Annotated in this window: 11 protein-coding genes; 3 read left to right on the top strand and 8 right to left on the bottom strand. The window is 59.6% G+C overall.

The window, feature by feature from the left end:
* Window positions 1-18 precede the first annotated feature (18 nt).
* The 7 genes from VB144_09115 to folE2 form a co-directional block, all read right to left on the bottom strand.
* Complete coding sequence (locus VB144_09115; protein ID MEA4883794.1) at window positions 19-1,290, bottom strand: adenosylhomocysteinase; 1,272 nt, start codon at window positions 1,288-1,290, stop codon at window positions 19-21.
* Window positions 1,291-2,118, bottom strand: coding sequence for an S-methyl-5'-thioadenosine phosphorylase (gene mtnP, locus VB144_09120; GenBank protein MEA4883795.1), 828 nt, complete (start codon window positions 2,116-2,118; stop codon window positions 1,291-1,293).
* 26 nt (window positions 2,119-2,144) lie between these two features.
* Window positions 2,145-3,335 (bottom strand): pyridoxal phosphate-dependent aminotransferase, encoded by a 1,191-nt coding sequence (locus VB144_09125; protein MEA4883796.1) that lies wholly within the window; start codon window positions 3,333-3,335, stop codon window positions 2,145-2,147.
* 70 nt (window positions 3,336-3,405) lie between these two features.
* A complete protein-coding gene (locus VB144_09130) occupies window positions 3,406-4,725 on the bottom strand; it encodes a metallopeptidase TldD-related protein (GenBank protein ID MEA4883797.1) in 1,320 nt (439 codons plus the stop codon).
* The gene (locus VB144_09135; protein ID MEA4883798.1) at window positions 4,726-6,216 is read right to left on the bottom strand and encodes a TldD/PmbA family protein; all 1,491 of its coding nucleotides are present in this window, start codon (window positions 6,214-6,216) and stop codon (window positions 4,726-4,728) included. It lies immediately after the preceding gene.
* Window positions 6,213-8,243, bottom strand: coding sequence for an ABC-F family ATP-binding cassette domain-containing protein (locus tag VB144_09140; GenBank protein ID MEA4883799.1), 2,031 nt, complete (start codon window positions 8,241-8,243; stop codon window positions 6,213-6,215). The genes VB144_09135 and VB144_09140 overlap by 4 nt, the downstream gene beginning before the upstream one ends.
* Entirely contained in the window at window positions 8,244-9,032 is a 789-nt protein-coding gene (folE2, locus tag VB144_09145) for a GTP cyclohydrolase FolE2 (protein ID MEA4883800.1), read from the bottom strand. It lies immediately after the preceding gene.
* Window positions 9,033-9,230: 198 nt separating this feature from the next.
* On the opposite strand from folE2, the gene VB144_09150 reads away from it, so the two are divergent.
* The 3 genes from VB144_09150 to VB144_09160 all read left to right on the top strand — a co-directional run bounded on the left by VB144_09150 (window position 9,231) and on the right by VB144_09160 (window position 14,020).
* Window positions 9,231-11,732: a sugar phosphate nucleotidyltransferase gene (locus VB144_09150; protein MEA4883801.1), complete on the top strand. Its 2,502-nt coding sequence runs from the start codon at window positions 9,231-9,233 to the stop codon at window positions 11,730-11,732.
* Window positions 11,733-11,816: 84 nt separating this feature from the next.
* Entirely contained in the window at window positions 11,817-12,710 is an 894-nt protein-coding gene (gene dpsA, locus VB144_09155; protein ID MEA4883802.1) for a dipicolinate synthase subunit DpsA, read from the top strand.
* A 38-nt stretch (window positions 12,711-12,748) separates the two neighbouring features.
* On the top strand, window positions 12,749-14,020 hold the full coding sequence (locus VB144_09160; protein MEA4883803.1) for an FAD-dependent oxidoreductase: 1,272 nt from the start codon (window positions 12,749-12,751) through the stop codon (window positions 14,018-14,020).
* A 312-nt stretch (window positions 14,021-14,332) separates the two neighbouring features.
* On the opposite strand, the gene VB144_09165 is transcribed toward VB144_09160, so the two are convergent.
* On the bottom strand, window positions 14,333-14,551 hold a 219-nt coding region (locus tag VB144_09165), incomplete at its 5' end, for a hypothetical protein (GenBank protein ID MEA4883804.1).

Genomic DNA, 14,551 nt, shown 5'->3' on the forward strand with positions numbered 1-14,551 from the left:
AATCCAGCATGCCGTTCCTCAATCACGCGCTGTTCCCGATTCCCAACCCGCAAGATAGCCCCGCTGTGCCAGAGAGAGGCTGTCAATGCTGATGCCCGCGGCATCAAGGGCGAGCCTTGCCACCTTCTCATCCACTTCAGCTGGGACTGGGAGAACCCCGGGCGCCAGATCCCCGCCGCATCGGATTATGTGCCGAATGGACAGGGCCTGGATCCCAAAGCTCATGTCCATCACCTCAATCGGGTGGCCATCCCCTGCAGCAAGGTTGACCAATCGCCCTTCTGCAAGAAGATACAGCCTCCGTCCATCGTACATCCGATACTCCTGGATATTCCGGCGCACAGTGCGGGGCGGTTCTGGGCAGGCCGCTGCAAGGTCGGGCTTCGATATCTCTACATCGAAATGGCCCGCGTTCGCAAGCACAGCGCCGTCACGCATCAGAGCGAAATGTTCGCCCCTGATCACATCGCGGCAGCCGGTTGCCGTTACGAAGAAGCCTCCCTCAGCGGAGGCTCGCTCCATCGGCATCACTCGGAACCCATCCATGCGCGCCTCGCAGGCTGCGACTGGGTCGACCTCGGTCACGATGACGTTGGCGCCGAGCCCGCGCGCTCTCATTGCAAGACCCTTGCCACACCAGCCGTAACCTGCCACAACAACAGTGCTCCCAGCGATGGAAAGGTTCGTGGTGCGCATTATTCCATCCCATGCAGACTGCCCTGTGCCGTATCTGTTGTCGAACAGGTGCTTCATTTTCGCATCGTTCACCGCAATCATCGGGAACCCAAGCTTGCCCGCGGAAGCCATGGCACGCAACCGGCAGAGACCGGTGGTGGTCTCCTCACATCCTCCGGAAATCCTTGGCAGAAGGGCTCGTTTGGAGGTGTGAACCATGCTCACTAAGTCTCCCCCATCGTCCATGAGCACGTCTGCCCCATCTCCCAGAGCCATCGACAGATGCTCCAGGTATTCCTCGCCTGTGGATCCATGCCACGCGTACACATCCACGCCGGGCGTTTCCGCCAGAGCAGCCGCCACATCATCCTGAGTGGAAAGGGGGTTGCTGCCCGTCACCGCCACCGATGCCCCTCCGACCGCAAGGGCCATGGCCAGCCTCGCAGTCTTGGCCTCGAGGTGGCAGCAGACGACTATTCGCTTCCCAGCGAAAGGTTTTGCATCTACGAACTCCCTCTCGATGGCCATCATGAGCGGCATGTGGGCCCTGGCCCATTCGATCTTCAGCTTGCCTTCTGGCGCAAGGCTACTGTCGCGTATGACGGACACGCTCATCTAGACGGCCCCTTCCTTGCCCCAGTGGGCCTCCCTATACTGGTCGAGCCAGGGCATAGCAACGCCCGCCGCCGCGCAGGAGCACCCGCGAGACGCAGGCATGGCTTCGATTGCAGCGATGATCAGCGAACGCAGCTTCTCCCCATTGGCCTGCATTATCTCGACTACCTCGTGGTGAGTGAGAGCGGTCTTGGAGATGCCAGCCGCCCAGTTGGTCGCCATGGCGATGGAGCTGTAGCAGATCTGCGCCTCACGAGCAAGAACGGTCTCCGGCACGCTCGTCATCCCAACTACATCTCCACCCATCAGTTTGAACATGCGGATCTCGGCTGGGGTCTCGAAACGGGGTCCATCGGTGCATACGTAACACCCGCCATCAGCCGCCTGAATTCCAAGCTCACGTGCCTTTGCCGCTAGAATCCCGCGGATTTCCGGGCAGTATGGCTCGGTATAATCCATATGCACCAGCCCGTGTTCCCCCCCATCGAAGAACGTGTGGACCTGCAGCTTGGCGAAATCGATAAACTGATCGAGAAACACGAACGAACCAGGCTGGATCCTGGGGTTCAGGGTCCCCACTGCTGATGTGGCAATCACCCTCTGCACGCCAAGCATCTTCAGAGCAGCTATGTTCGCCCTGTGATTGATCATGTGCGGAGGCACCGTATGGCCAGCTCCGTGCCTAGTAAGGAAGGCCACCTCCTCGCTCCTGAGCTCACCTATCCTAACACTGGCGGCGCCATATGGGGTATCGACTGTCCTCTCCCGGATGTTCGAGAGCATGCTTGGGTCGTAGACTCCCGTGCCGCCGATAATGCCTACTCTCATTGCTGTCACTCCAGCCTTTCGCTCTTCTACTTCATATCGGCGAGGGCCCGCTCGATTCTTCCCAGGCCTTCTTCTATCTTCTCCATCGAAGTTGCATACGAAAGCCTTACGTAGTCGTCGGAGCCGAAACCAGCCCCTGCCACGACTGCCACGTGCGCCTGTTCGAGAAGGGCGTCAGCGAAGCTGACCGAACCGGTGACCTTCACTCCGCCGAGAGACTTGCCGAAGCAACTCGACACCTTCGGGAAGCAGTAAAACGCACCGGCGGGTTTCACGCACTCAATACCAGGCATGGCGGCCAGCCTCTTGTGCATGTAGACGCCTCGAGCGCGGAACTCCCGAACCATGCGGCAACAAGGCTCATCCGATCCGGCCAGGGCGGCCAGAGCAGCCTTCTGAGAGATCGAGCAAGGATTAGAGGTGCTGTGGGCCTGTATGTTGCTCATAGCGGCAATGACTTCTCGCTCTGCCGCGGCGTAACCGATCCTCCAGCCAGTCATGGCGTAGGTTTTCGAAACGCCGTTCACCACGACTGTCCTCGTCTTGATCTCATCGCTCAGAGATGCTATGGACACGAACTCCATACCCTCAGCAAGCAGACTTTCGTAGATATCGTCGGAGATCACAGCCAAATCGTGGGCAATGGCTATGTCGGCGATCTTCGCAAGGTCTTCCCTGGAGTAGATGACGCCGGTCGGGTTGGATGGAGAGTTGATGACCATCGCGCGAGTATTCGGAGTTATCGCGCCTTCGAGCGCTTCGGGAGTAAGCCTAAAGGCTGTAGCTGCGGTGTCGATAATCACCGGCACTGCTCCGGCCATTCTGACCTGATCGGGGTAGCTTACCCAATATGGCGCAGGGACAATGACCTCATCCCCTGGGCCCACCAATGCCTGGAACGCGTTGTACAGGCTGTGCTTGGCGCCACAGGACACGATGATCTGGGATGGTTCATAGTGAAGCCCGTTGTCCCTCTCGAACTTGGCGACTATGGCGCGCTTCAGCTCAGGTATGCCAGCAGTAGGAGTATACCTTGTGAAACCCTGGTTGATCGCCTCAATCCCGGCAGCCCGGATATGCTCCGGAGTGTCGAAATCGGGCTCGCCCGCGCCGAACCCCACAATTTCGATCCCACGTTTGCGCATCTCGGCCGCTTTCGCCTCAACTGCGAAGGTTGGCGATGGCTTGATCGCCTTTGCTCTGTCGGAAAGCCTCATTCTTAAACCCCCTGATACGATAATGATAGCGCTCTACACGCGGCGCTTTCAGCCCGCATACGGCCTGAGCCTACTCAGCGGGGCCGGCCTCTACGTGGCAGTTCAGGGCAATCCCTGGGTTCGGATGATCCGAATCCAGTCCAAACCTAGAGCCATCAGCCTGAAGCGCGTCGAAGAAATTGCCGGATATCACGGCTTTCACCGCCCCAGCGAACCGGCCATCTCGAATTAGGATGGAATCCGGCGCCGCAAGCGAGAAGTTGCCCGTGGCCGGGTCCTGAGTGTGCATGCCAAGCACCGTGGATACAAGCAGCGAATCGCACGCTCCGTGCATCATGTCTTGCCAGGCCTCCATCTGCCTGGTGCAGAGCAGCATGCCAGCGTGACCCGCTGATAGCCCTGCCGCCGGAACAGGAGTCGGCGCCATTCCGCATCTTCTCGAGTACTTCGCGTCGAGGATCGGCGTCACAAGCCGTCCGCCCTCCGCCAGGGCCGCTCTTCCCGATGGTATGCCCTCTGGGGTGCATGGGGATGACCCCGAACCAAATGGAATCACGGTATCGACCAGTAGGTCCAGGTCATGCCTGAAGGCCATGTCCCCCGACCGGAACTGGTCGAGGCTGTATCTGGATCTTCTCTCCGCCACGGCCTCGCCGTTCATGTTCGACGCCAGATAGTGCCCGATGAAGCTATCAGCGACCTCAGGCGCCAGCAAGACCGTCATATCTCGCGATGGCAGAGAGCCGACTGTTTTCGACGCCATTGCCCGCTCCGCTGTGCCTGATACAGACCTCTCCAGAGCCTGCCACGATTCCAGGCTCCTTCCCAGCCTGGAATCGCCGAATGTTTTGTCAAGATCCCACTCGCACCAGGCCATCGTCTCGGGATACTTCACCCATAGCCCTCTGGAGGTGGCCACTATGGTCTCTGAGGCAGAGCACCCTGCCTGAGCATCGATTACCTCTGCCCCACCTTCACGCGCTGCTGAGGCGATCTCGGCCAGGGTTTCGAACACACTCGTGCTGCTTCCGGAGGCGACCTCCCCAATTCGGGGATCTACAAGTTCTACGCTTGTAGGAGGAGCAAGCTCAGCAATGTACGCCGCATCATCATCTCGGTAGGCAAGAGATCTCCACATCTCCATGTTCTGTGGCAGCCTGTGTATGGTGCGGGAATCAATCTTGCCCCTACTGCAGGAACCGTCCTGCCAGATGATGAAGACCCCACCGGATATCTCCGATTGCGATCTAGGGGGCGAATACGCTCCACCAAGCCTATTGTCGTCGATTCCAACCCTCACTGAATGAGCGGATCTTATCGTGAACCTCCAGCCCTTGGCCCCGGAGAGCGCCCGCGCGAGCGACTCGCCAATCTCTATCACGACCGACATTCATACTCCTCCGATCGTAATCTCCTCGTTCTGCTCGATAACGAGGAACATGTTCCCGCCTCCGCTCGAGGGCGCCCCCTGCCCGGCCTTGCCGCAGGTTCCCATGGCATCTATCATCGGACGGCCTATTCCGGCCATTATCGCTCCAAGAGCCGATAGGACCTTCCCGCTGAAAATTGCAGGCTGGCATAGATGAATGGCATTCGGGGTCAGTTGGCATATGGCGGAGCAGTTGAACACGAAATCACCCTTGGCAGGGTTCACCTGCCCTCCCTTGTACCCCGACAGATACAGCACAGGCTCATCATCGCGCAGCAGCCCGGCGCGCCCCAACGTGTCACGGACATCTTCCGGGGTCACGTCCTCGAAAGCCTTTTCCAGGGAGAGTGGATGATCAACAGTGAGGCGGATGTTCGACATCCTCGGCAACGGTATGTTCCGGAAACTCTCGGCTCTCCCCGCGCCCGTAATGGGCGAACCCGCTCGCGCCGCGGAGAACACATCAGCCAGAGCCCTGCCCAACACTCCGTTTCTCACTATATCGACCGTCTCGCGGATCACCCCATTCGCAGAGATGGGCTGGTAGGCGTAGTCTCCCTCCACGGGTCCATCAACTATGGAGACGAAATCCGGCGCCACCACACGCCCTGCCTGGAACCTCCCATCTCGGCCGAGGATGGACGAGTCCATGCAGTCCGACTCCGCAGCATGGCCGAACGCCTCATGGGCCAGGCCCTTTGCAAGAGCGTAATCTATAACGATCCGATAGGATCCGGCACGGACCCTTGGTGCGCCAAGGAGTGCGATTGCCGTGTTTGCCGCCTTCCTGGTGCGTTTCTCAAGCGCATTCCAGCCCTTCTCCGAGGCGATGATGGAAGCATCCTCTCCCGACACCGAGGCGTTCACACTCGCTGCATGTCCATCGCTCCTGGCGGTGATCATGTTCATCAGAGCCGCTCTGGGCATTGAGAACATCACGTCAGTCCCGTCGCTCCTGACTATCCTCCACTCCTCGTCCACTATCCGGTAGTTAGTGCGCACCGCGAGCCTCGGGTCGACCTCGGCGCCGGTTCGGCACGCACTCAGCGCGAGTTGTTCCTCACGTGCAGGGGACAATGCATCGAAGCCCATTTCTGTTTCACGCGGAAGCTCGCGGATCAGCGGACGAATCTTGTAAATCTCTCTGGATGGTTCCGCCCCGAAGCCAGCGGAGGCGCGTGCAAGGATTGTGGCCGATTCCACCAGCCTTTCGGCCGACTCAGGGGTTATCATGTCAGACGAGGCAAATCCGGAGAAGCCCTCCGGATTGAACACCTGCACACCAAGGCCGGACGACATCTGGACACTCACTAGGTCGGTGTGGCCATTCACAACGCCCACAACCCGCTCTCGATTGTCCTGCGCGCGAAGGATAGCGTAGACCCCAAGAGCTCTGGCGCGCCCCATTGCCCTGTTGCACGCCTCTGTGAACGCGAAAACCCTCAAGCTCACTCCGTGCGCCCCCCAATCGTGTCAATCTCGGCGAGGGCCTTCTCCCATGCCTCATATAGCACCTCAAGCTTCCCCTGAATGCGCCTTTGCTCGAGCACTGCCTCGCGCGCACGCTCGCCGCCGTCAGCATACAGTTCGCCCGATGCCAAGGACGCCTCCACCTCCGCGAGGCATGCCTCCGTATCCTCAATCTCCTGCTCGATCCTGGCGGCCTCAGCCTCAGCCGGGTTCATCACAGGTCCGCGCGACCGTTTGCTCCGCCGCTCCGTTCCAGCTGCTAACGACCTTCGATCTCCTCTCCTGGGCTGCCCCGGACCATGAGCGCCACTCCCCGAGGTCCCCCCGGCCTCAGCTGATTCGGCAGCACGAGCGGCGGAAGCACCGGCGGCGCCAACGGCGCCAGCAGCGCCAGCAGCGGCCTCGGAAGACTTCCTCTCCCTGTAGAAACTGTAGTTCCCCTGGTACAAACGAGCGCGGCCATCTGCGATCTCGAGGATTGCCGTGGCGACCTGATCGAGGAAGTACCTGTCATGGCTTGCACAGATGACCGTTCCATCGTACTCCGCCAGGGCCTGCTCCAATCCATGGCGGGACGGGATGTCTAGGTGGTTCGTGGGCTCATCGAGCAGCATCAGGTTCGGAGCGGACAGTATGAGCTTAGCGAGGATCAGCCGGTTGCGCTCCCCACCTGAGAGCACCCTGATCTGCTTGAACACGTCTTCACCTCTGAAGAGGAAACGCGCCAGGTAGCTTCTGGCCTCGCCTAGGGTCCAATCCCGCATCCTGTGCAGTTCCTGCAGCACCGTGGAGTTGTCATCGAGACCTCCGAGATCCTGCCAGAACACGCCCGGCACGACGTTCTCGCCTAAAGCCACGGAGCCTGTGTCCGGGTCAAGGTCACCCGCTATGATCCTCAGGAAAGTGGTTTTGCCTGACCCATTCGGCCCAACCACGCCCAGCCTCTCGCCGCGCTCAATCGCCAGCTCAACATCTGAGAACAGCTTCCTCTGGCCGAAGCTCTTAGAGAGCCTGGCAGCGACCACTGCAAGCCTTCCCGATCGCACTGCCTTTCCGAACGCCGCCTTCATGGACGGGCCATCGGTAGGTTTCTGGATTCGCTGAATCCTGGCGAGCATTTTCTCACGGCTCTGCGCCATGGTCGCGCGGTTTCCAGCCTTGTAGCGGCGAATGTAATCTTCCAGTTTCTGTATCTGCTCCTGCTGACGGGAGTACTCCTCAGCCTGCTGCTCCCGAGCCAGGGCTTTCGCGTTCATGAAGAAGGTGTAGTTCCCGGGGTAGTCGACTATCCTGAGGCCGTCGAGATCCCAGGTCCTCTCTATGGCAGCATCAAGGAAGTAACGGTCGTGGGACACAACTATGAAAGCGCCGCGAAATGATTTCAGATACGCCTCAAGCCACTCGCAGGCATCCATGTCCAGATGGTTGGTGGGTTCATCAAGGAGCAGAAGATCCGGATCCGACACCAGCATTCGGGCCAGGGCCACGCGCACCTTCTGCCCCCCGCTCAGGGTATCGATGACACGACTTAGGTCCTCTTCTCGGAAGCCCAGCCCGAACAGGGTAGTCTTTATCCTCACATCGTGATCGTACCCGCCCAGCCTCTCGTGCTCAGCCGAAATCTCAGAGTACCTTCGCATCACGTCGGCAAGGGCGGATTCGGACGCCATGACCGTCGGATCGCCCATTCTCTGCTCCAGCTCGCGCATCTCCCGAGCGGCGCTTGCCGCGCCCCCGAAAGCGAGCAGCATCTCCTGATACAGGGTATTGCCCGAGGTGTACTCCTTGCCCTGCGGGAGATAGCCGATGGCTCGATTCGAAGCCAGGGACACCAAGCCCGAGTCGCAATCATCGAGCCCTGCAATGATGCGAAGGAGGGTGGTCTTGCCGGAACCATTCGGTCCGACGAACCCGATCCTATCCCGATTTGCCACAGAGAGGGTGACTCCATCCAGTATCAACTCGGCGCCATATGATTTTGTGACCGAGGTTATCTCAAGCAGCGACACCTACACCATCCTCTTGTGTTCCATGTGGCAGGCGAAAGCAGAGTGGTTATGAATCGATTCGTGGCTCTCGCACTCCGCATCGAACCACCTTACGCGCGATTCCGACCTGAGAGCTATCACCACATCGCGTAGGATATCCTCGACGAACTTGGGGTTGCTGTATGCGGCCTCAGTAACGTATTTCTCGTCCTCTCGCTTCAGAAGCGGGAATATCTCGCAACTGCCCTGGGATTCCAGTAGAGCGATCAGATCCTCAAGCCACAGAAACCCGGCAGAGCTGAACCGCACCCGCGCACGGATCATCGTTCTTTGGTTGTGCGCTCCGAACTCCGATATCTCCTTGCTGCACGGGCAGCACGATGTGACTGGAACTTCCACACCCATTACAAAGGTGTGCCGCCGACCGTCGAGACTCGCACTGAACTCGCAGTTGTAATCGAGAACACTCTCTTTGCCGCTCACTGGAGCGCACTTCGTAACGAAATACTTGAACCTTATGGAAATGTCTGCACGCCTCGCCGATAGCGCATCGCAGGTGTCTTTCAGTATCGCAACAATCTCCTGGTTAGAGATTGGCTTCTTGCTCCACGGAAGGAGGACCTCCATGAACCTGCTCATGTGGGTCCCTTTGAACTGCATTGGGAGCTCAACCGATAGTGCGATATTCCCTAGCACCGACTGCCACGCGCCTTCCTTGGTGGCTATCTGCAGCGGCAAGTGCACATTCTTCACTCCGACCTTTTGGATGTCTATTCCCCGGTCGTCTGGGCGGTTCTGCACGTCCTGCACGCCCACGCCCCCTTTCCGTGCTGTTCGTCTTTCTACGGATGCAGGCTCTATCCCTGCATACAACTTGAAAGGACTTGCCCCAATTCCCGTCGAAAGACCGAGGGTAAGCCCCGGCGGCGCCGAGGCAAAGAACAGCCGCCAGCCTTCACCAGTTAGCATTCCGAACGCGGCGGCACACATGGGGGGGTGGAGACCGTCATGAAGGCTATGCTCCTGGGAGCAGGCGAAGGAACTCGCCTCAGGCCGATAACGGCCACCAGGCCGAAACCGATGATCCCGGTCGTGAACCGTCCTATCATGGAGCACATACTCCTTCTTCTCAAGGCGCACGGGGTCAGGGAAGTCTACTCCAACCTCTACTACCTAGCTGATCAGATCGAATCATACTTCGGCGATGGATCGTCCCTGGGAATGACGGTGAAGTTCAAGGTGGAGGAACGGCTGCCTGGCACAGCGGGCGGCGTCAAGAACCTTGAAGACCACTTCGACGAGACTTTCATAGTCATCTCAGGGGATCTCCTCACCGATTTCGACCTCACCCGGGCCCTTGAGTTCCACAGAAATCGGGGCGCAATCGCTACGATACTGCTAACCCGCATCGACAATCCACTGGAATACGGTGTCGTGATCACCGACAGAGCCGGCCGAGTACAACGTTTCCTTGAGAAGCCCGACTGGTCGGAGGTGTTCTCCGATACCATCAACACGGGCATCTACATCCTGGAACCAGAGGTCCTGGAGTACATCCCCGCCGGGCAGGATTTCGACTTCTCCCGCGACCTTTTTCCTCTCCTTCTCAAGGAGAACAAGCCCCTGTTTGGCTGCGTAGCGGATGGCTACTGGTGCGATGTCGGCAACATCGACACGTATCTCAAAGCACAGGTCGACGCGATCTCCGGCAAGGTCAAGGTCAGCATCCCTGGCGAGCAGATCGCCCCCGGCATATGGGCCGGCAAGTCCGCCAAGATAAGCTCCAGGGCGGATCTGAAAGGCCCGATGGTGTTGGGAGAGAACTGCGAGGTAGCGCCAGGCGCAAGGCTTCGGGAGTACTGTGTGGTGGGCGACAATGTCATCGTCGCGCCGAACTCCTTTCTCGTTCGGTCCACCGTGTTCGGCAACTCATACATAGGCGAAGGCTCAGTAGTATCCGGCTCCATAATATGCAAGAACGTGGTGCTCAAGGATAGCGTCCGCGTCGGCGAAGGCGCGGTAGTGTCAGACGACTGCATCCTGAACACTGCGGTTACCGTAAAGCCCGGAGTGCGAGTCTGGCCTGGCAAGGTCATTGATGAAAGCGTAGTGCTGTCATCGAGCGTTGTTTGGGGGCAGCGACTCCGGCGCGAGCTCTTCCACGGGGGAGGCATATCCGGATTGGTGAACTTCGAGTTCACCCCGGAGTTCGCCGTCAGGTTGGGCAGCGCCATAGGCGGAACCCTCAGAAAAGGCGCGAGCGTGGTCGTGAGCCGCGATCCGAGCCGAACCGCGCGGATGATGAAGCGAGCGCTTGTGGCGGGGCTTTCCAGCTCGGGAGTGTCAGTCTGCGACCTGCAGGGCGTCCCACTTCCGATTCTCACCCACATGGCAAAGCGCACCGAACACAGCTGCGCCATACACACCCAGCTTTCCGAATCGAACTACGAGGCCGTGGATATCAAGGTTTTCGACAAGGACGGGCTCGCCATCTCCCGCGACGAGGAGCGCAAGATCGAGACCCTTCTCTCCCGGGAAGACCCGCGGCGAACAAGCGCACGCGAAGTCGGAGGCATAAGCTACTTCGAGCGATCGGTCTCCCTGTACACAGAGGACTGCCTATCAAGAATCGATGTTGAAGCTGCGAAGTCCAATAGGATGAAGCTCGTTGTGGACTGCGGGTTCGGCCTCGGAGGCAGCCTGCTCCCGTCGATGCTCGTCAAAATGGGCGCCGACGTTACAGCGATCAACGCCATCGAGCATGAGACTAAGATGCCCAAGACGGCTCAGCAGTTCAAGGAGGCCCTAGATGAGCTGGCGCTGATCGTGAAGACGATCCGAGCCGACATGGGGATTCTCATCGACCCGCAGGGCGCCAAGATGTGGGCAATTGACGATTCCGGACGGGTTCTCACTGACCTTGAACTCGCCTACCTGTTCTCGCTCCTCCGGGTAAGAGCGAGCACCGGCGGGTCCAGCGGAGTGACAATGCCCAGCTACACCCCTTCTGTTTTCATTCGAACTCTAACTGCAAACGGCGCCACAGTATACCGGGCGAAATCGCACACGAGGAGCCTCGCGGATCTGGCCAGAACCAGCGCTTCCAGCGTCGCCTCGGACCTTGCCGGAGGTTTCGTCCTGCCCGAGATCCACAACTCCTTCGATGCCATATTCGGCGCAGCCAAATTCGTTGAGCTAGTGGCCTCTGACGCCGCACCCCTCTCCCAGCTGGCCCAGCTCGTTCCCGAGCACCACTTCGTGCGGGACGCAATCCCCTGCCCATGGGAGTTCAAGGGGCAGGTAATGCGCGAGCTCCTAGGGCGGCTTGACGATGCATCGGTCGACACCTTCGACGGCTACAGGAAAGGCTCCCCGGATGCCTGGTACATGGTGCTTCCAGATCCCTCCCGCCCCTCGTTCACCATCTACGCAGAGGGAAGCACCAGAGCAGAGGCTCTGGAGATGCTGCAACTGGCGGCGAAGGAGGTCGACGTGAAGGCACAAAACTGACTCAGCTGGAAGCACCGCTAGTCACGTCACGCCCACCTCTCTCATAGAATTGCTTGGAGGCCTTATGTGAGGGAGGTGGGCCATTTGGCCGACTTGAACGGACTGTGCCTCTGCGTGATGGGCGGTGACCGCCGCGAGGTGGAACTTGTGCGAGTGCTCGCAGAATCCGGCGCGAATGTGCGCTCCTACGGCGTGCCCCAGGCGGGCCTGAACGGTCCCCTTCGCGCCTGCTCGCTCGCAGCGAACGCGGAGGAGGCCTGCGCAGGGGCGGACGCGATAATTCTTCCACTTTCGGGAACTGACGCCTCTGGGTGTGTTCGGATAAGCGCGTCACCAGTGTGCATCACGCGCGAACTGCTATCGGTGCTGAGGCCCGGGGCTGCCCTGTTCTCTGGAACCATCGTGGCTTGGGTCCGCGATGCGTGCGCCGCGGCGGGCGTGCGTATGGTGGAGACGGGCAATGATGATGAACTCGCCATTCTCAACTCCATTCCCTCTGCCGAAGGCGCAATCCAGATGGCCATGCAGGCCACACCCTTCACAATACACGGGAGCAACTGTTTGGTGCTTGGGCTCGGCCGCACTGGCGCCACCCTCGCGAGGATGCTCCGCGGGATTGGCGCCAATGTGTGGGCCGCTGCCCGGAAGCCCAAGGACCGCGCCCGCGCCACTGAGATGTGTTTGGCGCCTGTGAGCTTCTCTGACCTTCCCGCGTGTCTGCCCCAGATGGACATCGTCTTCAACACCGTTCCTGCCGTAGTACTCAATCGTGAGCTCATCTACGTCATGAGACGAACAGCAGTCATCATCGATCTCGCCTCTGCGCCCGGGGGGACTGACTTCGCGTCAGCTGCAGAACGTGGCATCCATGCAGAGCTGGCGCCCGGATTGCCAGGCAAGGCGGCGCCCCTCACGGCGGGCCGGATTCTGTCGCGCGTGATTCCAGAGATCGTCGAAGCCAACCTGCGGAGGAGCTGAGGAGGAGCTGAGGAAAGGCAGTAGGAGGCGATAGATGAATGGCCAGAACCGTGGCGGTGGTAGGCGGCGGATGGGCGGGATGCGCCGCAGCCGTCGCGGCGGCGCAGGCGGGCGCGGAAGTCATCCTGATCGAGAGGACCAACCTCCTGTTAGGAACGGGCCTTGTAGGAGGCATAATGAACAACAACGGGAGGTTCACAGCCGCCAGGGAGCTATCCGCGATGGGCGGAGGCTACCTCTTTGATGTGATCGATCAGGTCACGATCCACAGGCGGGTGGACTTCCCTGGCCACAACCACGCCAGCCTCTACGATGTGACCCGCGTCGAATCCGAGGTTAGGACTGCTCTGTCCGATCTCAATATCCACATCATGCTCGAGTCGCGAGCTGTTGATGTGGCCATGGATGGGCCTAAGATCAAGTGCATCGTGCTGGCGGATGGCGACCGAGTCCCGGCCGATGCGTTCGTGGAGGCCACTGGAACCGCCGGCCCTCAGGGAAACTGCGTTCGAGTAAGCGGCGGGTGCGTGATGTGCATACTCCGCTGCCCCACTTTCGGGCCCAGAGTGAGCGTAGCCAGCAAGGCCGGGGTGTCCGAGGTATCAGGAAGCCTGTTTGAGGCTGTGAGCGGCTCTTGCAAACTGCAGAAGAAATCGCTCTCGGCGTGGCTAGTTCGGCAGCTCGAAGAACGCGGAGTGCTCGTAATACCCGTCCCTCGGTACGTAATACGGACAGACAAGACCACACGCAAGGCGTGTCAGCAGTATGCGCTTCCCGAATACTACGAGAATATCATCCTCCTGGATACCGGGCACGCGAAGCTCATGGCGCCGTTCTTCCCACTCGAGCAGCTCCGACTGATCCCAGGGTTCGAATCCGCCCTTTTCGACGATCCCTACGCAGGCGGACGAGGAAACTCCGTGCGATACACGGTGATCACCCCTCACGACTGCGCCCTCAAGGCAACAGGGGTGGATAACCTGTTCTGCGCAGGTGAGAAAGTGGGCCTCCTGGTGGGACACACGGAGGCGATATGCACCGGAACCCTCGCCGGGCACAACGCTGTGCGACGTGCTGCAGGGCGTGAGCTTTTGGCGCTTCCCACATCCCTCGCATGCGGCGACATAATCGCCTTCATAGATGAATCGTTGAAGACGCCAGCCGGGTTCGGCGATAAGTACACATTCGCCGGAGGGGTCTACTTCAACCGTATGTACGAAAACGGCCTATACACCACGGATCTCCGCCGAATCAGCGACAGGGTGCGCGCTGCAGGAATGGAGGGCGTGTTCCAGCAGAAGATCACATAGGGCGCGGCGCCAAGATATTCGACACCCACGAGGCCGCAGTCGCCAGCTCCAGGGACGAGTAGGTGAGCTGCGAATCTGTCTGCATTCAGCTCGTCAGGCTGCCTATCGGAGAACTGCACGGCCGTGCACACTCGGCCAGTCATTCCCTCACTGAATCTCAAGTGGTGCAGCTCATGTGCAGCTGTGAAGAACTGATGTCCTAGCGTCCTACCGCTGTTCAGCACTATGAGAACGGAGTCGCCCTTACGTGCGAACAGCCCCGATGCCCTGGAACCCATATTCAGCACCCTCGGGCCTTGAATCGCTTGGTTTTCAGAGGAAACGGTTTTCTTGCGGAATTGTGATGTAGACCGCCGGCGATACTCCCAGAGCCCGGAACATCTTATCCGGGAACAGTTTTGATTCAGAAAGCAGCCGACTGCCATCAGGAAGCTGAACAACGATGACAGCATCAAACGAATCCAATATCATCCGTGCTGTAGGCCGTTTTGTTGTCCTCTTGCCCGGGATTGGCAACTCCTCGTTAGTAGC

The sequence above is a fragment of the Clostridia bacterium genome (assembly GCA_034926675.1).
GTDB lineage: Bacteria > Bacillota > DTU025 > DTU025 > DTU025 > JAYFQW01.